23 protein-coding genes are annotated in these 22,355 nt (G+C 61.2%); 15 read left to right on the top strand and 8 right to left on the bottom strand.

Going from position 1 to position 22,355, the window contains the following annotated elements; genetic code table 11:
* Nucleotides 1–99: 99 nt before the first annotated feature.
* Entirely contained in the window at nt 100–300 is a 201-nt protein-coding gene (locus ACOQOP_RS21760) for a helix-turn-helix domain-containing protein (RefSeq protein ID WP_420563917.1), read from the bottom strand.
* Nucleotides 301–1,020: 720 nt separating this feature from the next.
* On the opposite strand from ACOQOP_RS21760, the gene ACOQOP_RS21765 reads away from it, so the two are divergent.
* Nucleotides 1,021–1,731, top strand: a complete 711-nt coding sequence (locus ACOQOP_RS21765; RefSeq protein ID WP_420563918.1) for a hypothetical protein — start codon at nt 1,021–1,023, stop codon at nt 1,729–1,731.
* A 34-nt stretch (nt 1,732–1,765) separates the two neighbouring features.
* Here the strand turns inward: ACOQOP_RS21765 and ACOQOP_RS21770 are convergent, their stop codons facing one another.
* Nucleotides 1,766–1,939, bottom strand: coding sequence for an integrase core domain-containing protein (locus ACOQOP_RS21770; protein ID WP_420566555.1), 174 nt, complete (start codon nt 1,937–1,939; stop codon nt 1,766–1,768).
* A gap of 439 nt (nt 1,940–2,378) precedes the next feature.
* On the opposite strand from ACOQOP_RS21770, the gene ACOQOP_RS21775 reads away from it, so the two are divergent.
* The 7 genes from ACOQOP_RS21775 (at nt 2,379) to ACOQOP_RS21805 (ending at nt 8,988) form a co-directional block, all read left to right on the top strand.
* Nucleotides 2,379–2,642, top strand: a complete 264-nt coding sequence (locus tag ACOQOP_RS21775) for a type II toxin-antitoxin system ParD family antitoxin (protein WP_420563919.1) — start codon at nt 2,379–2,381, stop codon at nt 2,640–2,642.
* A 14-nt stretch (nt 2,643–2,656) separates the two neighbouring features.
* Nucleotides 2,657–2,935: a type II toxin-antitoxin system RelE/ParE family toxin gene (locus ACOQOP_RS21780; protein WP_420563920.1), complete on the top strand. Its 279-nt coding sequence runs from the start codon at nt 2,657–2,659 to the stop codon at nt 2,933–2,935.
* Nucleotides 2,936–3,189: 254 nt separating this feature from the next.
* The gene (locus ACOQOP_RS21785) at nt 3,190–3,639 is read left to right on the top strand and encodes a helix-turn-helix domain-containing protein (protein WP_420563921.1); all 450 of its coding nucleotides are present in this window, start codon (nt 3,190–3,192) and stop codon (nt 3,637–3,639) included.
* Complete coding sequence (locus tag ACOQOP_RS21790) at nt 3,639–4,208, top strand: PIN domain-containing protein (protein WP_420563922.1); 570 nt, start codon at nt 3,639–3,641, stop codon at nt 4,206–4,208. Before ACOQOP_RS21785 ends, ACOQOP_RS21790 begins: the two co-directional genes overlap by 1 nt.
* A 954-nt stretch (nt 4,209–5,162) precedes the next feature.
* Nucleotides 5,163–6,440 carry a CBASS cGAMP synthase gene (locus ACOQOP_RS21795; protein ID WP_420563923.1) on the top strand — a complete coding sequence of 426 codons (1,278 nt, stop codon included), beginning with the start codon at nt 5,163–5,165 and terminating at the stop codon, nt 6,438–6,440.
* Between the two features lie 5 nt (nt 6,441–6,445).
* On the top strand, nt 6,446–8,122 hold the full coding sequence (locus tag ACOQOP_RS21800) for a ThiF family adenylyltransferase (RefSeq protein ID WP_420563924.1): 1,677 nt from the start codon (nt 6,446–6,448) through the stop codon (nt 8,120–8,122).
* Nucleotides 8,123–8,556: 434 nt separating this feature from the next.
* Nucleotides 8,557–8,988, top strand: coding sequence for a hypothetical protein (locus ACOQOP_RS21805; RefSeq protein ID WP_420563925.1), 432 nt, complete (start codon nt 8,557–8,559; stop codon nt 8,986–8,988).
* A 568-nt stretch (nt 8,989–9,556) separates the two neighbouring features.
* On the opposite strand, the gene ACOQOP_RS21810 is transcribed toward ACOQOP_RS21805, so the two are convergent.
* Both ACOQOP_RS21810 and ACOQOP_RS21815 read right to left on the bottom strand, forming a co-directional pair.
* Complete coding sequence (locus ACOQOP_RS21810; RefSeq protein WP_420563926.1) at nt 9,557–10,354, bottom strand: enoyl-CoA hydratase; 798 nt, start codon at nt 10,352–10,354, stop codon at nt 9,557–9,559.
* A 15-nt stretch (nt 10,355–10,369) separates the two neighbouring features.
* Entirely contained in the window at nt 10,370–11,548 is a 1,179-nt protein-coding gene (locus tag ACOQOP_RS21815; RefSeq protein WP_420566556.1) for a CaiB/BaiF CoA transferase family protein, read from the bottom strand.
* Nucleotides 11,549–11,747: 199 nt separating this feature from the next.
* Here ACOQOP_RS21815 and ACOQOP_RS21820 point away from each other — a divergent pair, with 199 nt between their 5' ends.
* The 5 genes from ACOQOP_RS21820 to ACOQOP_RS21840 all read left to right on the top strand — a co-directional run bounded on the left by ACOQOP_RS21820 (nt 11,748) and on the right by ACOQOP_RS21840 (nt 16,712).
* On the top strand, nt 11,748–12,467 hold the full coding sequence (locus ACOQOP_RS21820; RefSeq protein ID WP_420563927.1) for a GntR family transcriptional regulator: 720 nt from the start codon (nt 11,748–11,750) through the stop codon (nt 12,465–12,467).
* 170 nt (nt 12,468–12,637) lie between these two features.
* Nucleotides 12,638–13,573, top strand: a complete 936-nt coding sequence (locus ACOQOP_RS21825) for a Bug family tripartite tricarboxylate transporter substrate binding protein (protein WP_420563928.1) — start codon at nt 12,638–12,640, stop codon at nt 13,571–13,573.
* A 63-nt stretch (nt 13,574–13,636) separates the two neighbouring features.
* Entirely contained in the window at nt 13,637–14,092 is a 456-nt protein-coding gene (locus tag ACOQOP_RS21830; protein WP_420563929.1) for a tripartite tricarboxylate transporter TctB family protein, read from the top strand.
* A gap of 9 nt (nt 14,093–14,101) precedes the next feature.
* Entirely contained in the window at nt 14,102–15,592 is a 1,491-nt protein-coding gene (locus ACOQOP_RS21835; protein WP_420563930.1) for a tripartite tricarboxylate transporter permease, read from the top strand.
* 13 nt (nt 15,593–15,605) lie between these two features.
* Nucleotides 15,606–16,712, top strand: coding sequence for a mandelate racemase/muconate lactonizing enzyme family protein (locus ACOQOP_RS21840; RefSeq protein ID WP_420563931.1), 1,107 nt, complete (start codon nt 15,606–15,608; stop codon nt 16,710–16,712).
* 252 nt (nt 16,713–16,964) lie between these two features.
* Here the strand turns inward: ACOQOP_RS21840 and ACOQOP_RS21845 are convergent, their stop codons facing one another.
* Both ACOQOP_RS21845 and ACOQOP_RS21850 read right to left on the bottom strand, forming a co-directional pair.
* Nucleotides 16,965–17,720, bottom strand: a complete 756-nt coding sequence (locus ACOQOP_RS21845; protein ID WP_420563932.1) for an SDR family NAD(P)-dependent oxidoreductase — start codon at nt 17,718–17,720, stop codon at nt 16,965–16,967.
* 16 nt (nt 17,721–17,736) lie between these two features.
* Nucleotides 17,737–18,582, bottom strand: coding sequence for a sugar phosphate isomerase/epimerase family protein (locus ACOQOP_RS21850; RefSeq protein WP_420563933.1), 846 nt, complete (start codon nt 18,580–18,582; stop codon nt 17,737–17,739).
* A 159-nt stretch (nt 18,583–18,741) separates the two neighbouring features.
* Here ACOQOP_RS21850 and ACOQOP_RS21855 point away from each other — a divergent pair, with 159 nt between their 5' ends.
* Both ACOQOP_RS21855 and ACOQOP_RS21860 read left to right on the top strand, forming a co-directional pair.
* Complete coding sequence (locus ACOQOP_RS21855) at nt 18,742–19,641, top strand: NAD-dependent epimerase/dehydratase family protein (protein WP_420563934.1); 900 nt, start codon at nt 18,742–18,744, stop codon at nt 19,639–19,641.
* A gap of 24 nt (nt 19,642–19,665) precedes the next feature.
* Nucleotides 19,666–20,730: a LacI family DNA-binding transcriptional regulator gene (locus ACOQOP_RS21860; RefSeq protein WP_420563935.1), complete on the top strand. Its 1,065-nt coding sequence runs from the start codon at nt 19,666–19,668 to the stop codon at nt 20,728–20,730.
* Between the two features lie 23 nt (nt 20,731–20,753).
* On the opposite strand, the gene ACOQOP_RS21865 is transcribed toward ACOQOP_RS21860, so the two are convergent.
* Entirely contained in the window at nt 20,754–22,004 is a 1,251-nt protein-coding gene (locus ACOQOP_RS21865) for an NAD(P)/FAD-dependent oxidoreductase (RefSeq protein ID WP_420563936.1), read from the bottom strand.
* Entirely contained in the window at nt 22,001–22,330 is a 330-nt protein-coding gene (locus ACOQOP_RS21870) for a non-heme iron oxygenase ferredoxin subunit (protein ID WP_420563937.1), read from the bottom strand. Before ACOQOP_RS21870 ends, ACOQOP_RS21865 begins: the two co-directional genes overlap by 4 nt.
* Nucleotides 22,331–22,355 lie beyond the last annotated feature (25 nt).

Consider the following 22,355-nt stretch of genomic DNA (forward strand, 5'->3'; position numbering starts at 1 on the left):
TGCGTTCGCTTGTGCGACGCAACCGCTCCCAGGAGAGACCCAGGCTCCTCTTCTTACCGGCGGGCGAGGGATTCGGGGCCGCTTGGCCGGCCTCGACGATCATGGCTTTTCAGCTGCGAGAACAAACGAGTAGGCACTCCGCTCCAGGCGGGTGATTTCCGACGCGGGGACCAGCCAGGCGCGCGCGACCATCTGGGCCGCAAGATCACCCCGACGGATCATTTTTCTGACCGTTGCCGGCCTGCAGTGAAGCAGCGCGGCCACTTCAGAGACGGTGAAAAACCGTGGGTTCTCAGCCATTTCAAGGCCTCCCAACAGTGGTGGACAGACCACCATGCTGACGGGTGCGGAGAGAAAATCTCAACGGGCGCGCATTTTTTTCTTCCGGCCGCCGGCGAGGCTCCTAGCTCTTGATCGAGCAGAAACCACAGCCATAGAGGAGCCCCAAATGGCGCGCAGGCCGCTCCTGACCGACGACACAATCCGCACAATCATCGCCGACGAAGCCAAAAACTGCGGCGTGCGCGGAAAGAAGCTCGCCGTTGACGGGCTCCGCAAAGTCTTGGGCGAAGGGTCACCCGAGGACTCATCGAACCGGAGCGCACGCTGCTCTAAGCAGCAGCGTAAACGGCTACAGGCGGACTTGGCGTGCGACAGACTTAGAAGAGGATCGCGCCACCGTTTGAAGAGCTCCAGCAGCTGATGGCCCGGCAGCCCAGAGGCCCGCGTCAATGTGCCGTCGTCACGCCAGCATAAATTTTGGGCTTCCCCGATCAGACCCAGAGGTCATCTGAGGTAGAGCGTAACCCGCAAGCTGCCACGATCTCGATCCGCTAGCCCAAATGCATTCGCGTTGTAAAACAGCATCGCAAACAAAAATAAAAAAACAAACTCCGCCTACTCTTGTTTTCAACCTTCCCAATCACAGATCTTGAATAGAAGACGAAATATCGCCCCTATAATACTTCTCACCAATTCAACATACATCAGCGCCCTCAGAGTGCGCAAAGGAGAGACTGCATGTCTACACTTCATCAATATCTCTTCAACGAAAACCAGACCCCCGTGGACAACAAGTTCCGAGCGGGCCAGTACTCGTCCCTCGGCGCGGATCTGCCGTTCGAGCAAGTTGGGATTGTTGGCCTCTGCCCGGTCATTGACCGGAGCATCTTCGAAACAAGCGTCGAAGACTTCTGGCGGGAGCGGCTGGAGCAGTTGACAAAATGGAAGACCAACCCGCCGAGACCAGGAACATCTCGCCAATATCGCGGAATAGACGAAGAGATCGACCAATTGAGCGAGCAAATCGCGGAACTTTTGGCTGTCCGAGTCAATGAAACTCCTGCTGCCCTCAAGCAGTTGCGGGTGGCTGACGAGGTGTTCTTGTTTCTGCAAACGGCAATCGGATTCAGTTGCCAAACCTATCTTTCCACTCCCCGAGGCTTGGTTCTCCCCGTTGCTAGCCGTGTAGAATCTCTCGCGCACAGTGGGATCATCTTTCGTGAAGGATCATGCTGGACAGCCCGGACGCTCAACTCACCGGACATCATTCAAGCCCTCACAGCCAAAAGCCACAAAGTAACATCATTGGAGGATTATATAGTTAAAACAAACAACGTCAGGGCCGTAAGAGGGCAATCCATAAAGCGACTAGTCGATATTTACGCCGTAGAATGGTACTGGCAGTATTTTATGCGAGAGAGTCTGCCTGGGGACTATTTGTGTATTTAGTATCTAGTTGACATGAGCCCCACGTTTCCTCCGGCTATTGGTAGAGCCCGGGCATCGATTGATGGCTTGTTGTTGATGGGATGGCAAGCAGGTGCAGGGCATGCCCTGCACCTGCTTGCGCGGCGATCTCGGATGGGGTTCTGCCGCCCAGGCTCGAGTGCGGCCTGACAGTGTTGTAGTCCTGGAGTGCTCCCGAACCTGCCCCCAGCCGTGGCTAGAGTTTTGGGGCTTCGGTCAGCATCACGGGCTGGCAGCGTGTGCTGATTTCATGAGCGCTGCCGGGACCTTGTTCCCGATTGCGATATGCGGCCGCATATCGCTGCAATGCTGGAAGCTCTCGAAGGCCTGCATGCGGCGGAGCAGGCGCTACCGAGCGTGCGAGACATTCTATTAGAGGCAGTGTCGCGCACTAGGCTGTGCGCAATAATGCTCCATTATCGCGCACTTGGGAGAATGGCAGCCGCGTCGGCGAAACGAGCCGAAATCGGCCCGAAAAGCATCAGGTAGCCGGGCAGAGGGGCAGGGGAGGGGGCACTGCGTTCCTAGACAAGCGACCCTCGGCCCCCAATCCTATGGCAGGAGATCCTGGATGAATCGCCCTAGCATCATAAGTATGATGCAGAGGGTATCCGTTGAGAGGTGTCGCCATGCCTGCCGTCGAGCGAATGACCATCACCATGCCAACCGAGCTTGCCGATGTTCTCCGACAGACCGTCGCCGGCGGCGAGTACGCCTCGGCCAGCGAGGTTGTGCGCGAGGCGCTGCGGGAATGGACCCGCAACCGTGATGAGGAACGCCGCGACCTGGAGGCTCTGCGATCGGCGATCAAGAAGGGGCTGGATAGTGGACCAGGTATCCCGGCCGATGAGGTGCTGGCAGAACTGCGCGCGCGCTACGCCGCAAAGGCCTGATCGTGCATGGCCTGGTGGTTCTGCCCGCAGCGCGGGGCGATCTGCTTGAGATCGGCGACTTCATCGCCCAGGACAATCCACAGCGTGCCGCGTCTTACATCGACGAGCTGGAACAGCGGCTGACCCAGATCGCGGAACGTCCAGGCAGCTATCCCTTGCGAGACGACCTGCACGTAGGCCTCAGGTCGGCGCGTCACGGACCGTATTTGATCTTCTTCGTCGAACGCGGAGACGAGATACAGATCGTCCGAGTGCTTCATGGAGCCAGGAACCTGGCACGGCTCCTGGGGTAGCGGTAATCGGCTGCTCTGGGTGGGAAGCGGAAGCTCGTCGGGCGAAGCACGAGCAGGAGCGGCGTTTGAAGAGCGGTCATACGCTGTTAACCGCTTTGTGGACGCTAAGCTAACTGTTCCGGTGTTGCGGGAACGGGAAGGCTGCTGGCAGCGATCCTCTTGAACATCGCCGCATTTCGGATGTTTCGGATATTGCGTTTATTGCATTTGAGTGCCATATGTAGGCCCACACCCCGGACGCGATGGAGCAAACGATGGCAGACCTACTGGAGAAGCAAGAGGCGGTACTCCCATCGAAAGAGGATGCGGAGCTTGCGGCTGAATCTAGTCGGATTCTGGCAAAGGCGCGTGGAGAGAATTCTCTGCGAGTTCGGCTAAATGAGCACGAAGAACTGACTCTACCAAAGTCAGTAACGCATCTGCTTTATCATATACTTACCGAAATGTCTCACGGGAATGCTGTGACGATTATTCCTGTGCATGCAGAGCTGACAACTCAAGAGGCGGCAGACCACCTAAACGTATCTCGCCCATATTTGATAAAGCTCTTAGAGGCGGGAGAAATCGCATACCATATGGTTGGCACTCACCGCCGGATAAGATTTGATGACCTAGACGCATACAAGAAAGCGAAACAGGCGCATTCCAGATCCGCTCTGGATGAACTTGCTCAGCAGGCGCAAGAACTCGACATGGGGTACTAGTGTCAAAATTTACAGTCTTGTTCGATGCATGCGTCCTGTACCCAGCTCCGCTACGAGATCTGCTTGTACAATTAGCGACTACCGAGCTGTTCCGAGCTAAGTGGACGGAGGAGATTCACGAAGAGTGGGTCTCCTCCGTCTTAGAAAAACGGCAGGATCTCAGTAGAGATCAGCTTGAGAGAACAAAATACCTCATGAACGCCGCCGTATTAGATTGCGTTGTAGAGGGATATGAATACATTATTCCGACACTCAGCCTGCCCGATAAAGATGACCGGCATGTTCTGGCCGCTGCAATACACGGAAAATGCGATGCGATAGTAACGTTCAATAAGAAAGATTTTCCTGTATCTGAGATATCTAAATATAATATCGAAATAATTCATCCAGATGATTTTGTAAGCTATCAATTCGATCTTGATAAAGCGGCTTCTTTAAATTCAGTCCAAGCGTGTCGCAAGCGACTTAGTAGCCCATCTGTCAATGCGGACAACTATCTTGAGACATTGCTTCGGCAATCATTAACAAAAACAGTTTCGGTTTTGCGACCATACTCAAAAATTATCTAATCTGTACGGGAGTTACCGGTGTTATCGTCGTGAACTGCAGATATTTGCGCTTCCGCGCTTGTTACCGCTCGAACGCGCGTCTGACCTTATCTTCGATTTGCACTAGCTGCGGGCGGGATGCGACCGTATGGGAATCGCCATGAGATAGATTACCTGCTCCAAAGCAGACAGTGGATCCCACCTCAACTTTGTCCGGGGCAGCCTTGCCGATGCTGGTCGCAGCGGTGGAGGACGATCTTACCCGCCGTATTCAGACCCTTTGTCCAGGACCGGTCGGTCCAGTAGTGCCCCTGTATCGACGCAGGCGGGCCGCTCGCGTCGAGCGGAATCACTATGAGGCCAGCTCCCCAGTGGCTCCGCTCGTCAGTGCCGCTATGGCTCGGGTTCCGTTGTTCATAGAGGTAGGCAACCCTGGCCAAATGGTCCTCGGCGTGTCGTTCAAGTCGGATTGCTCGGGTCCACGATGTTCCAATCTGAGAGGTAACCCGGATCGAACATCTGAAAATTCCTTGCTCGATCGTGACCTGGATCGGTGTGCCCGGTCTGTTAGCTGCTAGCCCATCGATCGGTCCCGGCCGGCCGAGATCAGGATCCCAGTTTGAATGAACTTCTCCCGTCCATCGACCGCGGATATCGGGAAATATCAGTTGGTTCGCCTTGGGGAAGATACGCCAAACCCAGTACCACCGGCTCAATACTGCGACCGCCAAAAAAAGTAGCACCGTCAGCAGTGTGCTGGTGGTGCGAAAGAGGTCGATTGGGGAATGCGGATCCGCGCCTGTCCATGAAAGATACAGATACGCCAACCCCAACGACACGATACCGGCGCTGGCGACGATCCGCATTCGCGCAATGGGACTCAGTAGCTGGTACATCTCCAAATATTGAGTTTGAGTTGCGAAAAATTCAATATATTATACCACATATTGTGATCGTATATTCTGGAGATAGGAAATGGCTTTCTCAGCGAGCCCGGCCATTCAATCGGAAGCGGTAAGGCCGCGTCTGAACCTGCATCCGCTGTTTTTCGGAGCGAGGAACGCGGCTGGCTTTCTCAAGAACCTCGATATCACGCCCGAGCAGGACCGCACTCTTTTGGACGCCAGGAAACAGATACGACGAGAGCTTCGTCGGCTATCTGCCCAGCCCCATTCTCTCGGTCTGGACCGCAATCTGGTGTTCGATCACCGCGCCCGCTCTGTGCGAAAGCGTCTCGACGACACTACGTTCCGTCCACGCTTCCTTACCCAGGGAAGCTATGCCTACAGGACGTTGAACGCTCCCTGTCGGAAGGGACAGTCAATTGATCTCGACGACGGGATCTACTTCCCGATGAGCTTCATTGATACGGTCAACCCCGAACTGGCGTCTCGCGCCGTTTTCGAGTTGATCGAACGCGCTCTGGAATCCATTTGCCGGCAGAACCAATGGACGATTGAACGCAAGCCGACCTGCGTGCGCATCCATCTCGATGCTGTGCGCACCATTCATATCGACCTACCGATCTACGCCATCCCAGACATTGAGTTCGACCGGCTCGAGAAGGCCCTCGCACAGGCGTTTGGCACTCTGCAGATCGCCCAGATGCAGATGAGAGAGGCGATTTCGGGGATCGATAGATCCGCCCTGATTGACTCGAGCCGCGTGATGCTGGCTCACCGCGAACTCGGCTGGATTCCGTCTGACCCGCAGCGGATGAACGATTGGGTAAAGGCCCAGATCGCATTGCATGGGGAGGGATTGCGTCGGGTCTGGCGGTACCTGAAAGCATGGCGCGATTTTCAGTGGCAGGACAGCAAGCTCGCCTCCATCCACCTGATGGCAGCGGTGTCGCAATTGTACGATGAGCACAACGACCCCTCAGCACCCGGCCCGAGAGATGACCTGGACGTCGCTTTCGTCGCGGGGAGGCTTGTCCGCATCATGGCTCGCCAGGTCACGAACCCGGTCAACCCGAATCAGTCTTTCCAGCCATTGGTCGACGACTTCGGAAACGATCTCCTGTTGCGGCTCGATCAACTGGACGTGGAAATGTACGCCGCCATCTATGAGACCGGACACCGCGGGGTTGCTATTCGCAAGCTTATTGCCCAGTTCGGCAACCGGGTTCCTAAAGACGAAACGATGGTGATCGGCGCACTCAGCGCGCCAGCGCCGATCCCCCGGTCCGACCTGGGCACTGTCGCGGCCATGAGCGCTATCCCGATGGTCGGCAAGGCGACCGCAGGCTGACTCCAATGGCGGATCCCGAAGCGTCCGCCCTTCGAGCGATCCACGCCACACTCCGGTATAGGGGCTATCGTCGGCTCTCGGGGCAAACCAACCATGCCTGGGAGGGTACCGAACTGGTCGAAGGGCGCGACATCGGTTTGGTCGTGCACGTCGAGGATCTGTATTTCGCCAGACTGCCAGTCATCGCCTTGAAAGAGCCAGGGACGACGATCCGGGCTCACGTCTTGCGTGGTGGTGCGATCTGCTACGCGGCCGACGCCTCTTTGGTGCTCGATCCCAGCAATCCCGGCGGATCCATCCTTCGGTGTATCGAACAAGTGAGGCAAACACTGGCGAGATCGGGCTCTGAGGCCAATGCGGAGATACGGGCGGAGTTCGCAACCTATTGGAATGGGGACTCCGTACTGACCGATCTGGAGGAGGGCGGCGAGGCCTATCTGTATGGTGTTCCTCGGAACGACTCTATCATGCTCGAATTGGTCGCGACGTCTTCCGACCTGCCGGAATTTCTTGCAAGCCGGTACGGAACGTCGGCGCAGCAGATCACGCGCGTTCGTGTGCTGCACCTTGACGTCGATCTTGACATAAGGGGCGAGGCTTTCCCGCCGGAAACGCTTGAGGAGGCTTGTGACTGGCTTCGTGCGGTCGCCCCGGACAAGGTCGACATATTTCTACGCAGCCTTCTCGATCACGACGCGCCACGAACCACTTTTCTCGCCGGTCGAAACGCGACCGTCGGCGTAGCAGTCGACCTCCCGCCTGACATCAAGAGAATGCGAGGGCCCGGCTTCAGAGACGACGCTTGGCGGAACGAAGCTCGAAGGCGCGCAAGCGAAGTTGCAATCCGACGATATACCTGCCGCCGCTGCGATAGGGCTTATCGGCTCGAACGGAACCTCTACATGCAGAAGCCGCTCGCTGGGCGCCGGATCGCCTTGATCGGATGCGGCGCCATCGGTGGTTATCTCGCCCAGGGCATCGCGCGCTCTGGTGCAGGCACAGGCCCGCAAGGTGCGCTTGACCTGTACGATCCTGACAAGCTTTTACCAGACAACCTTGGCCGCCATCTGCTGGGCATAGAGGACCTGCTTCAAGCGAAGGCCGATCGAGTCGCGGCTCGGCTGCGATCCGAAGCACCGAGACTGACAATAGACTCTTATGTGACCGACGCGCTCGGCCGGATATCGCAGATGAGTGGATACGACCTGATCGTCGAAGCTACAGGTGAGGAACGGGTCGCCCTCGCCCTAAACGAGCGCGCTCAGCAGGAACGACGAGCTGGCCGGATCTTCCCGCCTATCCTCCACTGCTGGCTCACTGGGAACGGCGCCGCAGCTCAGACATTTCTGAATCGCGTCGACGATAAGGCCTGCCTGCGCTGCCTGCGCCCAGACTTGGCCCAGCGAGGGCGCTACTGGCCATTGAAGCCAAAGGTGGATCAGGAACTTCGGGTACCCGCGGACGGCTGCGGCGGTTCTTACGTCCCTTATGCAGTATCGGCACCGATGATTGCGGCAGGTCTGGCCGTTGAAGCGATCCTCGATTGGGCGAAAGGCGATCCGCGGCCGACGTTGCGGACATTGAACATCGACCAGAGCCGCACGGAGCACCACAAGAATGTAAGCCCCTCAAGACATCCGGCATGCCCGGCTTGTGGTGACGGAGGCCCTCTGACATTGTAGCCAGTAATTGTCGCTACCTTATCCGGCGAGCACTCCTATAACGATACTAACGGGCCGGCCGAACTCGGTTGCAATGCTAAGCCGCGCGGTTTGGCTGTCTCCTGTCTGGCGATAGATTTTACTCGATGTTTGAGGGGTGTCTGAGACTTCCGCATGGACGCTCGAGCGACACTGATCGTCCGTTGTGTCAGATGTTGCCTGAATGGCTGAGTTTGAATGTGAGCATGGCGCAGGTCACGAGGTGGTGGGATAGTTCGTCTCTTCCCGCTATACCGCAGGGCGAGTTCCGCAATGAATATTGACAAATCCGTTCTTCAAAACCCGCAGGCGGCTGGCTTTCAAACAATTATTTTTCAGGGAACTGCAAATGAAAACACCGCAAAATTGATGATTCCATTGATTAATCGCGCTATTTCTGAGGAAAAAAAAGGAATTTGGATGAGTATACACTGTACTGGGGGGCGCCTGGATCGGCTCGTGCTATACACGAGTATCTTGGATCGACCGGCTTTCCTGCTATTTCGCATGTGGTCGAGACGTTCTCGGAAGGTGCATCCCTTGCGGCGGCATTTCCTCATCGCACTATAGCGCCGACAGGTAAGATCGGTTTCCATCAAGCTGGTATGAACATCGCAGAAGGTAATTATGCTGAGGCGAAATTGTCTGACCTGCTTCAGCAGGTCAAAGGTCACAACCGTGCGATGATCAATCATCTGTGCTTAAGTCTTGGATTTTCCACTGAAGTGGTCCGGCCTTGGGTCTACGATGGCGCCGTGTTTGTAGGCAATGAGGCGAAGAACGCAGGAATTGTTCATGAAGTTCTTACGCCACATCATGCCCGACCAAACGACCACTGGATCGCTTAATTTCCAAAGTAGATCCAATAGACTGTTCGCAATAAGCACTCAGATGCCTGTACCGCGAAGTACGACGGCCTTGCACGCCAGCAGTTGGTCGACGAAACGAACCTGCATCGATGAATCCGTACTCCGCTCGCTGAGGCCGCTGACCTGAGCCCAGCAATCTCTTCCAAGAACGAGTTAGATTCTTCTCAGTGCGAACGCCATTCCAATGACCGCTCTTGGGCGGGCGTCCCTTTGAGTTCGAACGGCCCCTATGGGTCGTCACTAATTTAAGCTGCTGATTTTGTTGTGATGAGCATTCTGCGGATTAAGTGATTTCGGCAGAATTCAGAGAGGATTGTCTCTGTCAGCAGGCCGAAAGGTCAGGGGGAGGCTTGTTCGACGCTACGTGGGGCAGGCCTTTCATCGCAATTCCTTCGACCTACTCAATGACATTGGCTGAGGGCCAACGTATGCGGACTGAAGCACGCCAGGAACACCTTCAGACTACCGGTTTGACTCGTTGGATTGGACCGCAGCCGTCGGCAACACCGCCTTTCGAACAAATTGATGACCCAGCCGCGGTACCGTTTCAGTGCCCCGTGAAGGATGGCTTGCGCTTCTCCATGAAGGCGGCCCGGCCTTCCTTGTAGTCGGCGCTGTTGAAGCACCGGTCCACCATTGCCTGGATCGCCGCCGCGTCGATATCCGCCGGCACCTTGGCGAGCTCGTCGATGGTCAGCTTGGACGCCTCCATCGATAATGGTGCGTTCTGGGCAATCTCGGCACACATCACCCGGACCGTGTCCTCCAGGTCTTTGGGCGCGACAACCTCGTTGATCAGCCCCATATCCAACGCCTGTTCGGCAGAGTACCGGCGCGCGGTGAACAGGATCTCCTTCGCTTTGGACGGGCCGACAAGGCGCACCAGCCGTAGCAGGTTGACAGTGTCATAGGCGATCCCGAGCCGGGCGGCGGGAATGCCGAAGGTCGAGCCCTCGGCGGCAATGCGGATATCGGCAGTCATCGCAATCCCGAGGCCGCCACCCATGCAGAAGCCGCGGATCATCGCGATGACCGGTTTCCTCAGGTCGAGGATGAGCTGCCGCGCGTCGCGCGAGATCTTGGCGTAGCGGTCGGCGGCGTCGGCATCGGCCCGGTTCTTGTCGAACTGGGAGATGTCCGCACCAGCGGTGAAGGCCTGGTCGCCGGCGCCGGTCATCACAACCGAACGGACATCGACGCTGTGGGCGAAGGCGGTGATCGCCCGCGAAATGCCCTCCCACATCTCCAGTGAGATCGCATTGCGTCGCTCCGGCTGGTTGATGGTCAGCCAGCCGGTCGCGTCCCGGATCTCGGCGAGAATCTTCTCGGTGCCGGTGTCAACCATGGGGTCTTCTCCTCTCTAGACGGTGCCGGAGGCGCGCAGCGCCTTGATCTCGTCGTCGGAATATCCCGCTTGGCGCAGGACCTCGTCCGTATGGGCGCCGAGGGCGGGCGTGCCGCTTCGCATCCGGCTCGGCGTACGGGACATCTTCACTGCCTGACCGACCACGCGAAGGGTCTGTCCGTCGGCGGCAGTCACCTCCGGGTCCATGGCGAGGCTTTTGACCTGGGGGTCGGCGAAGGTCTGGTCCACAGCGTAGATCGGACCCGCGGGCACCCCCGCCTCGGCAAGCATGTCGATCCAGTGCTGCGTGGTCCGGGTTTGCGTGCGCGCCTCGATTTCGGCGTTCAGGGCATCACGGTTGGTCAACCGGTCCGTCGGATCGGCGAAGTCAGGGTGATCGTACAGCTCTGGCGCCCCGATCGCGTCGCACATCCGCCTGTACAGATTCTGCGCGGAGGCCTGGATGATGATCGCCCCGTCCTCGGTCCGGAACACCCCGGTCGGGATGTGGACCGGGTGATTGTTGCCGGCCTGCTGCGGCACCTCGCCCTTCATCAGGTAACGAGCAGCCTGGAGGTCCATCATGGCGATCTGTGCCTCGAGGAGCGAGGTTCGGACCCACTGCCCCTTGCCGGACCGCTCGCGCTCGTAGAGGGCGATCATGATCCCCATCGCGAGGTTGAAGCCGGCGGACAGATCGGCGATCGGAATGCCGACCCTGACCGGCCCCTGTCCGGGCAGTCCGGTCACCGACATCAGCCCGCCCATGCCCTGGGCGATCTGGTCGAGGCCGGGGCGGCCGCTATAGGGGCCTTCCTGTCCGAAGCCCGAAATGCTGCCGTAGACCAGACGCGGGTTGATCGCGGACAGCGCCTCGTAGTCGATGCCGAGCCGATGTTTTACGTCCGGGCGGAAGTTCTCAACGACGACATCGGCCTTCTCGGCCAGCCGAAAGAACACCGCTCTGCCCTCGTCGGATTTCAAGTTCAAGGTCAGGCTGCGCTTGTTGCGGTGCAGGTTCTGGAAGTCGAAGCCGCTCCGCTCGCCGCCCAGCGAATCCATGCCAACCGAGAGCGGGAGCTCGATCTTCACCACGTCCGCCCCCCAATCCGCCAGTTGGCGGACCGCGGTCGGCCCGGCTCTCGCACGTGTCAGATCAAGCACGAAGAGGTCGGAAAGGGGTCCGGTTGTCATCGTTGAAAATCCTCCCTGGGCCGCAGGGCCGGTTCCCGGCCGGCGGTCTACATCCCGTCTCAGGGCCCTGATCCGTTTGGCATACAATTTTCAGCGGGGTCAACTCACCTTCGCTATACTGCCGGCGTTGCACGCCCTATGACGGTCCGCGCGCGAGCGGATCCCGGATCGGGCCGCCGGTTTGGAAGGGACGTGGATGGTGACTACGGGTACGGGGCCTCTGGTTCAGGTTGAAGACGAACTCCGCGACCATCTTCCGGAGCCGCCCAACGACAACGATCTCGCCAGCCGGCTGCTGGTCAGCCAGGTAGCCTCGAAGCTGCGGGACATGATCATCCAGGACCAGCTCAAGCCGGGCACGCGGATACGCGAACGTCAGCTTTCCGAGCGCCTCAACGTGTCCCGCACACCGCTGCGCGAGGCGATCCGGATCCTGGTCAGTGAGCGCCTGGTGCACAGCCTGCCGAACCGCGGTGCCGTCGTGGCAAGCCCGGATATGCAGGAGGTGCGCCAGCTCCTCGAGGTTCTGGGCACCCTGGAGGCGCTCGGCGGTCAGCTCGCGGCCGAGTTCGCCACCGATGAAAGGATCGAGGAGGTCCTCGCCCTGCACCACGAGATGCTCTCGGCCTTCTACCGCAAGGACAAGTTGGCCTATTTCAAACTCAATCAGGCGATCCACAAGAGCATCGTCGCTGCCGGTGGCAACGGCGTCCTGGTCGATACCCACGCGCAACTGAACGCCCGGCTCTATCGCATCCGCTACATCTCGAATCAGCGCAACGACCGCTGGCACGAGGCGGTCGAGCAGCACGAGCAGATCGCCGACGCGCTGAAGGCGCGCGACGCTGCGCGTCTGGCCGCCCTCATGCGAGACCACATCAGCCATACATGGGTGAAGGTGAACTCCGTCGAGACATGATTCTCATTTGGTATGCCAAAACTCGTTGACGCTCCACCCGCCGGTTGACCACTATTCCCGGACAACCAACGAATGTGCGCGGCGATCCAACAGCCGACGCCGAAAAGAACTAGAGGGAGGAAGCGAAAATGGTGCGCTCAAACGGAACGCGCAGGTACCTCGTTGCGGCAATGGCCGCCGGTCTCGGTCTGGCCGCGATTGGTATACCCGCTCACGCGCAAGACAAGCCCGCCATCGAGGTGGTGACCCATGCCGGTGCCGGCGGCGGTACTGACGTCAACTCTCGCATGATGATGATCCGGGCGCGCCGCGAGCTGGATCAGGACATGGTGGTCGTGAACAAGCGCGGTGGGGGCGGCGCCGCGGCGATGAACTATTTCCTGACCCGCCCGGCGGACGGCAACACGATCATGACTTTCACCGTCGGCCACGCCATCACCATGGCGATGGGCAAGACCGATTTGACGGTCGACGGCATGGCGCCGATCGCGCGCGGCACGAATGATCCGCAGATCCTCATGGTCAACTGCAAGACCACGCCGTACAAGACCCCGGAGGACTTCGTCGCCGGCATGAAGAACGGAGACAGCATCAAGTTCGGCGGCACCCATACCGGGACGATCGATCACATTACGGTCTATCTCTGGGCCAAGCGGCTAGGCGTGTCGATGCCGACCTATATCCCGTTCAAGGGCGGCGGAGAGCTCGCCACCCAGCTGGTCGCCGGGGCGGTCGACGTCGGTGTCCTGAACCTCTCGGAAGCCGCGGCGCCGGTCGAGGCGGGCGATATCTGTCCGCTCGTGGTTCTGGCCGAGGAGGGCATGGAGCCGATTCCGGCGGCTAAGTCGTCCAAGGAGCTGGGCATCGATCTGGTGCTGTCGACGACCCGAGGCTTCGTCACCCATGCGGGTGTCGACGAGGCGCGCCGGGCGGAGCTTGAGTCCGCGCTGACCAAGGCGATGGATCACTCGCTCTACCAGGCCTATCTGGTAAATTCCGGCCTGGATGGGACCTCTCCCCAGCCGTCCGGCCCTTGGGGCAAGCAGATCAAGGCAATGGTGGACGAGTTCGGTCCCGCCCTGAAGGAAATGGGTCTGGTCCAGTAGGCCGGCCCGATCCTGATCCAGGAGAGACGGTGCGTCCCTTTCGGGCGCGCCGTCCGACCGGCCATGCGCAATCTCATCCTCCCCGCCCTTGTCGTCTGCTTCTCGGCCGTCGTGATCTGGGCCTCCCTGCAGCTCGCCGTGTCGCCGCCCATGATTGTCGGCGAGAGCATGCAGCCACGCGTTTTCCCTATCGTGTTGATGATCATCAACATCGGTCTGGCGGTGGCGCTGGCGGTGCAGTACCGCGTCGCTCCTCCGAAAGCCGTTCCCCTTGAGGGGATCGCCACCTGGGGCACGATCGGGCTGTTCGCGGTGTTCTTTGGCCTAACGGTCTATGTCGACATGATCATCGCCATTGCCGTGACCGTCTTCCTGATGTGCCTGCTCTGGGGCGAGAGGCGGATTCCGGTGGCGCTGGGCATCGCGGTGCTGACACCGTCCACGGTGTTCCTCCTGTTCGATGAGGTCCTGCAGATCCGCTTTCCGCGGGGGCTCTTCACCAACTGGTATTACGGATAGGACAGACCGATGCTGGACGCCCTGCTGGCCATGGGATCGGTCGTCTTCGATCCCTATCTGCTTCTCCTGATTTTCCTGACCACCATCGTCGGGGTGGTGATCGGTGTGTTGCCCGGTCTGGGAGCGACCACGGGAGCCGCGCTGCTCCTGCCGTTCACCCTGACCATGGCGCCCGTGCATGCCATCGCCGTGCTGGCGACGATCTACGTCTCCGCGACCTTCGCCGGGTCCATCACGGCGATCCTGATCAACACGCCGGGCACGGCAGCCGCCGCCGCGACCACCTTTGACGGCTATCCGCTGGCCAAACGCGGCGAAGCCGGACGAGCACTGGGCATCGCCGTGGTGTCGAGCACGGTCGGGGGCGTGTTCTCCGTCGTCGTGCTCTGCATCTGCGCCCCGCTGCTTGCCCGCGTCGCCTATGAGTTCCGTCCGCCCGAGTATTTCGCGCTGGCGGTGTTCGGCCTGTCGATGCTGGCGTCGATCAGCGCCGGCGGTGCGGTGCGGAACCTCATCGGTGGCGTCTTTGGCGTCTGGCTGGCAACGATCGGCGCGGAACCGACCACTGGCATCGAACGGTTCATGTTCGGCAACTACGAGCTGTACGAGGGCCTTTCGTTCGTGCCGGTCTTCATCGGCCTGTTCGCGATCTCCGAGCTGCTGGTCCAGTCAAAGCACGTGAACAGGGCCATCGTCGCGGTGCGCCTGAAGGCGGTGATGCTGCCGAGCCGCGAGGACTACCGTCGGATCTGGAAGACCGTGCTGCGATCCTGCGGCATCGGCACGTTCATCGGCGTTCTGCCGGCAGAGGGGGCGACCGTCGCCTCGATGATCGGGTATGCCGAGGCCCGACGCTGGTCGAAGAACAAGGAGGAGTTCGGAAACGGCTCTGTCGAAGGGATCGCGGGGGCTGAGGCGGCCAACAACTCCGCCACAGGCGGCGCCATGGTCCCGACCATGGTGCTCGGCATTCCCGGCAGTGGTACCACCGCCGTCATTCTGGTGGGCCTGCTCGTACACGGCCTGCGCCCGGGTCCGTATCTGTTCACCGAGCAGGTGGACACGGTCTACCAGATCTTCGGCGCGATGCTGGTCGCCAACCTGATGTTCATGGCGATGGGCCTATACGCGGCCAAGCTGTTCGCCAGACTCTCGCTCGTCCCGTCTAAGCTCCTCTGGCCAATCGTCTTCGCCCTGTCGGTGATCGGTGCCTACGCGCTGCACTCCTCGATGCTCGACGTCTGGATCGCCCTGATCTTCGGTGTGGTCGGGTTTCTCGCCCGTCGGCATGGTTTCGCCGTCGCGCCGATCGCCGTCGGTCTGATTCTCGGCGAGATGGTTGAGACCAACCTGCAGAACTCGCTGAAGATGTTCGATGGCGACTGGTGGCTGATCTTCGCTCAGCCGCTGGCGGCGCTGTTCCTTTTCTTCGCGTTCCTCGGGCTGTTCGGGTCGGCAATCTTTGCCTGGCTTCGCGCTCGCCTGTGGTCCAGCAGCTAATCGGGAGAAACCGATGAAAATTACCGAGGTGACCGCCCGCCGATACCGCGGCGAGGGCGGCAATCCCTACTCCGCCGAAATGGTGGTGGTCGAGGTTGCCACCGATGCGGACGTGACCGGAATGGGCTTCGCCAACGCTCCGCCGCGTATGGGGCCAATCATTGCTCAGTTCATCGAGCATGTCTTCGGACCTGCGGCCCTTGGTGCCGACCCGCGCCTCACCAGCGAGCTCTGGCAGCGTTTGCAAAGCGAAGCGGTGCCGCGTCGGGGCGGCGACGGCATCGCGCGCTATGCGCTCGCCGCGCTCGACATGGCCTTCTGGGACATTCGCGGCAAGGATTCGGGTCAACCGGTCAGTGCGCTGCTGGGCGGTCACCGCCGGCTGGTGCCGACCTATGCGAACTGTGCCCATCATATGGCCCCCGATGCCCTGGCCGAGCGCGCCGCGTCCTATGTCGCCATGGGTCACCGGGCGCTGAAGATCCGGGGCACGCGGGGCTACGTCACCCCGCGCGAGGCCACCGAGCGGGTGCGCGCAGTGCGCGAGGCCGTCGGGCCGGACGTCAAGCTCATGGTCGATGTCAACGGCAGCTGGGATGTCGATACCGCGATCCAGCAGCTCAAGGCCTGGGAGCCGTATGACGTGTACTGGCTCGAGGAACCGGTGCCGCCGCACGATATCCCCGGCTATGCGCGGATCCGGGCGCGGGCCGGCCGGACCTATATCGTGGGCGGCGAGCAGAATGTCGGCCTCGCCGAGTTCCGCTCCCTGGTCGAACAGGGCGGCGTCGACATGGTCCAGCCGAACGTCATGATCACAGGCGGCATCACCGACTGGCTGCGCATCTACGCCTATGCCACCTCGATGAATGTTCCGGTCTCACCCTGGAACCTGCAGAACGTCCATATCCACCTGGCTGCCGGACTGCCGAACGTGAGGTGGATCGAGTATTTCATGGCCGACAACGCGCTCCTGGAATTCCAGACCCGGCTCTTCGCCGGAGCGACGTTCAAGGAGGAGGTTGATGAGACCGGCGTTCAGCTGGTGGCGCCCACGTCACCCGGTCTGGGACTGGCGTTGGACGCAGAGGTTGCTGAACGGTCGCTCGTGGCTGATTAGAGCGCCTTAGCTATACGTGTCATTTCCGGCCGCAGGCTGTAAACGATGCGTATCGTACCCTGCCCTGTAGTCTGTTTAGGGTGATCAAGCACAGTCGCCCGAGTGCAGCAGATTTCCAAGGTTCGAGAAGTAGCAGCAATCTTATGGAGACAGAGCGAATAGCCGCCAATGGGCGAGCGTCGCTAAAACCTCGGGTGACCGCATTGGCTCGCAGACGATCTTCCTCCCCGTGGCCCCATGTCACCTCCCTGGTCACGTCACTTGAAGACCGCCATCGACGAAGAGAATGTGTCCATTCACATAGCGAGCGGCCGGGGAGGCCAGGAACAGGAGAGGGCCAACGAGTTCCTCCGGTTCCGCGAAGCGCTTCAGCGGAACCTGCTCCGCCATCTCCGCCTCGCGACCGGGGATGGCGCGGAGGTCGGCGTTCATACGTGAACGGATGAACCCGGGGGCGATGGCATTGGTACGGATGCCGTGCGGACCCCATTCGAAGGCCAGCGACCGAGTCATGTGGGCGATCGCCGCCTTCGAGGTGCAGTAGGCGACCCGTCCGTCCAGCGCCTTGACCGAGGCGATCGAGGCGATATTGACGATCGCACCGCTTCCCTGGTCCTTCATCAGGCGCCCCGCCGCCTGGGCGCAGAGGAAGGCCGCATCCACATTGACGCCCATCAGACGGCGCCACTGGGCGAACTCGGTCTCCTCCGGCGTTCCGCGGACCATGATACCGGCGTTATTGACCAGCAGGTCGATCCCGCCAAGGACCGACGGCACCCGCTCAGCCATCAACCGGCCGACCGCCGCCTCATCGGTGATGTCGCATTCCGCCGTCGCCACGCGGTCGCGATCCCAACCGTCGAACGCTGCCTTCAAGGCCTCCGGGTTGTGGTCCACCGCCAGAACCCGGGCGCCACCGTCCATAAGGCCGGCCACCAGGCACCGGCCGATATCCCCCGCTGCGCCGGTGACGACCGCCCTGGTCCCGGCGATCTCGAACTGTTCCATCATGCTCTCCTCCTCGTCAGACACTTGGCGGCGCTTCCCAACCGAGGCCGGCAAGCACCTGGTGGCTTTGTGCGATATCGCGGTCGCCGTCTGGCGAAATGATCTCCAGCATCGTCGGCACCCGGATTGCGGCTTCCCGCATCGCCTCCGCCACGGCGGCGAACGGAACAACCCCTGTGCCGATCGCGGCGTGATCCCATTTCTCGCGTCCGGTATCCGATAGGTGGAGCACCGAAAGGCGCGGCGCCACCATCCTCAGTCCCCTTTCCGGAGCCTCACCGGCGAAGACAGCGTTGGCCACGTCGTAGCAGAGACCGAGGCGATCGATGCCCAGACGGTCCAGTGCCGCCATCAGATCGGCGGCTCTCGGTAGGAAGGCCATCGGCACGTTCTCCAGGATGATCCGCACGCCCTTGTCCTCGGCGTACCGATCCAGTTCCTCGACCGCCTCGGAGAACCAGCCCCACACACGCTCCGCCGGGGCCGGCAAGAGGGGATGGGTCTTGCCTGGAACAATGAGCACGTTTGCGACCTGCCAGTCCGACGCAAGCTCGATCACCCGACGGTAGTGGGCCCGGGTCATCTCCCGCATCTGCAGCGACGGACTAACCAGGTTCAGATCGAGGCTCGGTGGATTGAGCACGTCGATGGTCAGGCCTCGCTCCTCGAGCAACGCCGCAACAGCCCGGCGCTCAGCCCGGTCCAGGCTCTCCGGCCAGAGATGAGGCGCGTTCACGAGCAGTTCGAACCGTCGATACCCTCGGTCCGCCAGGTGGACGAGCGTCTCTCGCGCCGACATTCGCCAGATATAGGCGTAGGTATTAATCCCAACTGCCCAACCGCTCTCTAATGATGACGCCATCACGACTCCTCTTTTTTATTTACGTCACATGAACAATAGTAGTGCAATAGAATACATAACTAAACATATTCTACGGTCATATTAAATTTATTGGATTTACGAACTGTGATTACATTGCGATGATCCGATTCAGCTTAAATATATCCCTGGGAGAAACCCATGCAGTTTGAGAAAGTTCTGGTGACAGGGGCCGGTGGGCTGCTGGGCAGATACACGGTCGAGGCCCTGCGCGATCAGTGCTCGGTCTCCGGGTTGGACGTGGTTCCGGCCCAGCACGACATCCCGCATATCACCGACAGCATTGAAAACCTGGAGGCGGTGCGCAGCGCGATGGTTGGTCAGAATGCGGTCGTTCATGTCGCCGCGCGCCCGAACATCTGGAGTGGAGACGGGCACGAGATTATCCAGACGAACGTGGTCGGTACGTGGAACGTCCTGCAGGCTGCCGAGGAGGCTGGCGTAAAGCGGGTGATCGTGACGTCGAGCGACTCGGTCATCGGCTTCACCGTCATGGACGGAGCGATGATCCCCCCGCGCTATCTGCCGGTTGATGGCGACCACCCGCGCCATCCGACGGACGCCTATGCGCTCAGCAAGAAGCTCTGCGAGGAGATGGCCCGCGCCTTTGCCGACCGCGGAAAACTGGAGATCGTGGTCCTGCGACCCGTCTTCGTCCTGTACCCCGAATTCGAGTGCGAGGTAATCGCCCGAGCCGAAAATCCGGAGGGCTATAAGGGTCCGGCCGCCGGCGGACGCAACCCGGCGGGCGGCGGCCCGATGTGGCACTACATCGATCCACGCGATCTGGCGCGGGCGTATCGATGTGCGCTGGAGACCGTGGACCCCGGGTTTGGCCCCTATTTCATCTGCGGCCCGACTACCCTGGCTCCGGAGCCGACGATCAATCGCTTCACCACAAAAACCGGCACGACGCCTGAGATCCGGGACCCGGCGGTGTATAGCGACAACCCGTTCGCACCGCTCTACGATCTGTCTGCGCCGGCGGAACGGCTCGGCTTCACGGCGGAGCACGATCTGCGCCGGGTCCTGGGCGGCTGATCGGAGAGGCTGAACGCGACGACAATGGCGGGACAGACCGACAGCAAGCCGGGGCGGGCGACGATCGCCGAGATCGCCCGCCGCGCGGACGTCAGCACGGCGACCGTCGACCGGGTGCTGAACGAGCGCGGCAACGTCTCGCCCAAGACCGCGCGCCGGGTGATCGAGGCAGCCAGACAGCTGCCGACCAACCGGATCCTCCCTCAGCTCTACGAGAGCGGCCTGCGGTTCGACGTTCTGCTGGTTCGCCCAGACGCACCGTTCTTCCAGCGTCTCAATGGCGCCTTCTCTCGGATTGCCTCGTTCTGCGGCCATTCGATCGCGGTACACCGGACCTTCGTGAACGACTCCCATCCGGAGGATGTCGCTCGGCACATCCGTCAGACGACCGCCCAGGGCCTGATCGTGTTTTGCCAGCGACACAGCGCGATCCTCAACGCTATCGCTGAGGTCACGGGCCGGGGCATCCCGGTCGTCACCATCGCCTCCGATCTGCCGATGACCGCCCGTGCAGCCTATGTCGGAACCGATAACTACCGCGCCGGTCAGACCGCGGCTCTGCTGACCAAGCTCATGCGGCCCCAGGGCGACGACGCGGTCGTCCTGACCCACCGTCTGGCATACGAGGCGCACGAACAGCGGCTCAAGGGGTTCGAGGAGGGTCTGCAACAGCACCTCCCCAAGATGCAGGTCGGCAGCATCGTACGCGGCATCAACGACGAGGAACTCGAGCGGGACCTGACCCGCGTGCTCGCCGACCGGCGCGAGGCCCCGGCGGCGATCTACTGTTCCACCAGCCTGAACGAAGGCCTGTCCCGGGCGTTGCCGAAGCTGCTGCAGCCGGGGGCGAGCGTTTTCATTGGCCACGAGGTCACTCCCTTCACGGCGATCCTTATGAAGGCGGGGATCCTGTCCGCAGTGATCGATCAGTGCCCGGAACAGCAGGCCTACCGCGCCATCGAGATCATGCTGCTGAACTTCGGGCGCCTGGCGGCCTCCACCGTCTCTCCGGAGGTCGCCTTCACTGTGCATACCGCCGCCAATCTCCGCGTGCCGTTCACGGGCATCGAGGAACGGCTCCAGGTCTGACCCCGTCCGGTAGAGTTGGTCGGTCACGCCGCCAACAGGCGTTTCAGGCGGGACTCCCGGTCGGCTAACGCGGCCCGATCAGGACAGGCACGCCGCTCTATGAGCATCTGGGCGATCCGCATGTCACGGAACGCTGCCCCGGTCGGCGCCCAGGCCGACGCTCCGACCAGCACCCCATCGGTATCGAGATGGAAATGCAGTTCCGTCCCGTCCGCTCCGCTCCGCGTGATCGTCGCCGTTCCGTCTGCCGGAAGTCCGGCCAGTGTCAGGGTCCAGTCGTACTGGTCCGACCAGACCCAAGGCGCCGCTTCGCACACCGCGTCTCCACCGCCGAGACGGTCAATAATCACGGCAGCATGGTCCTGTGCGTTCCGCCAGCTCTCCAGCCTCAGTGCACGACCGTACAGGGGCGATCGGAAACAGGCACTGTCACCGGCGGCATAGATGACCGGGTCGGATGTCCGCATCGCTGCATCCGTCACGATACCGTCCGCGACCGCTAAGCCGGCCGCATCGGCCAGGGAGACCTCGGGATCGATCCCCACCGCGACCAGAAGGGACCGGCATGGCAAGGTCGATCCGTCTCCGAGCGTCAGCCCGGCGACCTGTCCGTCGCCGCCCCCCTCGATCGAGACGGTTCGGGCCTCGAGCCGCAGATCCACGCCCTCCCCACGATGGCGGTCGGCGATCCGGTCGGCGATCCGGCGGGGGACAGCTCGGGACAGCACCTGTGGCGTGGCCTCGACTACGGTCACCGGGATGCCCCGTCGCCGAGCCGCCGCCGTGACCTCCAGGCCGATGAACCCGGCCCCGACGACCACCAGCGGCCCGCCCGCGTCCATCGCGGCCCGCAGACGGAGGGCATCGGCCGCGTCTCGCAGATAATGAATGCCGGCAAGGTCGCCACCCGGCACCGACAGTCGCCGGCACCGTCCACCGGTCGCCAGTACCAGTGCGTCATAGGGTACCGGCAGCCCGTCGGCGCAGATCACGTTCTGCCTCTCGCGGTCGATCGCGACGACCTCTCTTCCCAGCTTCAGATCGATGCCGAGTCTGGCCGCCTGCTCGACGGTCAGGATCGAGGCGTCTTCGGGTGCGGCGTCGCCAAACAGGACCCCTTTCGACAATGGCGGACGCTCGTATGGGGTCAGCGCCTCCCGGCCGATCAGGGTGACCCGGCAGTCGCCTCGCGCGGCTACGTCCCGCGCGATCAGGCCGCCGACATGGCCGGCGCCGACGACGACCACTTTCTCGGGCGTTCGCGCCATCGTCATCCGCCGAGACTCAGGTAGAGACGACCGCCTTCCTCGCGCACCGGATAGGAACGCAGGTCTTCGCAAGCCGGCGAGCTCAGGGCCTTGCCGCTCGGGATATGAAACCGACCCTGATGCAGCGGGCATTCGATCACGTCGTCCATGACCAACCCGTCGGCGAGCAGGGCATAGGCATGGGTGCAGATACCGTCCGTTCCATAGACCCCGCTTTCGGTCCGGTAGACGGCATAGGTCCGCCCGCGATGTTCCACTGTCAGGGCGTCGTCCTCCTCCAGGTCCTCCGCGGCGCCGACCTCGAGCCAGCCGTCCTGGGTCACTGCGTTCATGATTTCTCTCCTCTGCGGTCGCGTG

Source organism: Thalassobaculum sp. (genome assembly GCF_965223715.1).
Lineage (GTDB): Bacteria > Pseudomonadota > Alphaproteobacteria > Thalassobaculales > Thalassobaculaceae > Thalassobaculum.

Bases quoted from the DNA above. Each gene is read 5' to 3' on its own strand.
- ACOQOP_RS21760 (WP_420563917.1), bottom strand. From the start codon at position 300: ATGGCTGAGAACCCACGGTTTTTCACCGTCTCTGAAGTGGCCGCGCTG.
- ACOQOP_RS21765 (WP_420563918.1), top strand. From the start codon at position 1,021: ATGTCTACACTTCATCAATATCTCTTCAACGAAAACCAGACCCCCGTG.
- ACOQOP_RS21775 (WP_420563919.1), top strand. From the start codon at position 2,379: ATGCCTGCCGTCGAGCGAATGACCATCACCATGCCAACCGAGCTTGCC.
- ACOQOP_RS21785 (WP_420563921.1), top strand. From the start codon at position 3,190: ATGGCAGACCTACTGGAGAAGCAAGAGGCGGTACTCCCATCGAAAGAG.
- ACOQOP_RS21795 (WP_420563923.1), top strand. From the start codon at position 5,163: ATGGCTTTCTCAGCGAGCCCGGCCATTCAATCGGAAGCGGTAAGGCCG.
- ACOQOP_RS21800 (WP_420563924.1), top strand. From the start codon at position 6,446: ATGGCGGATCCCGAAGCGTCCGCCCTTCGAGCGATCCACGCCACACTC.
- ACOQOP_RS21810 (WP_420563926.1), bottom strand. From the start codon at position 10,354: ATGGTTGACACCGGCACCGAGAAGATTCTCGCCGAGATCCGGGACGCG.
- ACOQOP_RS21815 (WP_420566556.1), bottom strand. From the start codon at position 11,548: ATGACAACCGGACCCCTTTCCGACCTCTTCGTGCTTGATCTGACACGT.
- ACOQOP_RS21825 (WP_420563928.1), top strand. From the start codon at position 12,638: ATGGCCGCCGGTCTCGGTCTGGCCGCGATTGGTATACCCGCTCACGCG.
- ACOQOP_RS21830 (WP_420563929.1), top strand. From the start codon at position 13,637: ATGCGCAATCTCATCCTCCCCGCCCTTGTCGTCTGCTTCTCGGCCGTC.
- ACOQOP_RS21835 (WP_420563930.1), top strand. From the start codon at position 14,102: ATGCTGGACGCCCTGCTGGCCATGGGATCGGTCGTCTTCGATCCCTAT.
- ACOQOP_RS21840 (WP_420563931.1), top strand. From the start codon at position 15,606: ATGAAAATTACCGAGGTGACCGCCCGCCGATACCGCGGCGAGGGCGGC.
- ACOQOP_RS21845 (WP_420563932.1), bottom strand. From the start codon at position 17,720: ATGGAACAGTTCGAGATCGCCGGGACCAGGGCGGTCGTCACCGGCGCA.
- ACOQOP_RS21850 (WP_420563933.1), bottom strand. From the start codon at position 18,582: ATGGCGTCATCATTAGAGAGCGGTTGGGCAGTTGGGATTAATACCTAC.
- ACOQOP_RS21855 (WP_420563934.1), top strand. From the start codon at position 18,742: ATGCAGTTTGAGAAAGTTCTGGTGACAGGGGCCGGTGGGCTGCTGGGC.
- ACOQOP_RS21860 (WP_420563935.1), top strand. From the start codon at position 19,666: ATGGCGGGACAGACCGACAGCAAGCCGGGGCGGGCGACGATCGCCGAG.
- ACOQOP_RS21865 (WP_420563936.1), bottom strand. From the start codon at position 22,004: ATGACGATGGCGCGAACGCCCGAGAAAGTGGTCGTCGTCGGCGCCGGC.
- ACOQOP_RS21870 (WP_420563937.1), bottom strand. From the start codon at position 22,330: ATGAACGCAGTGACCCAGGACGGCTGGCTCGAGGTCGGCGCCGCGGAG.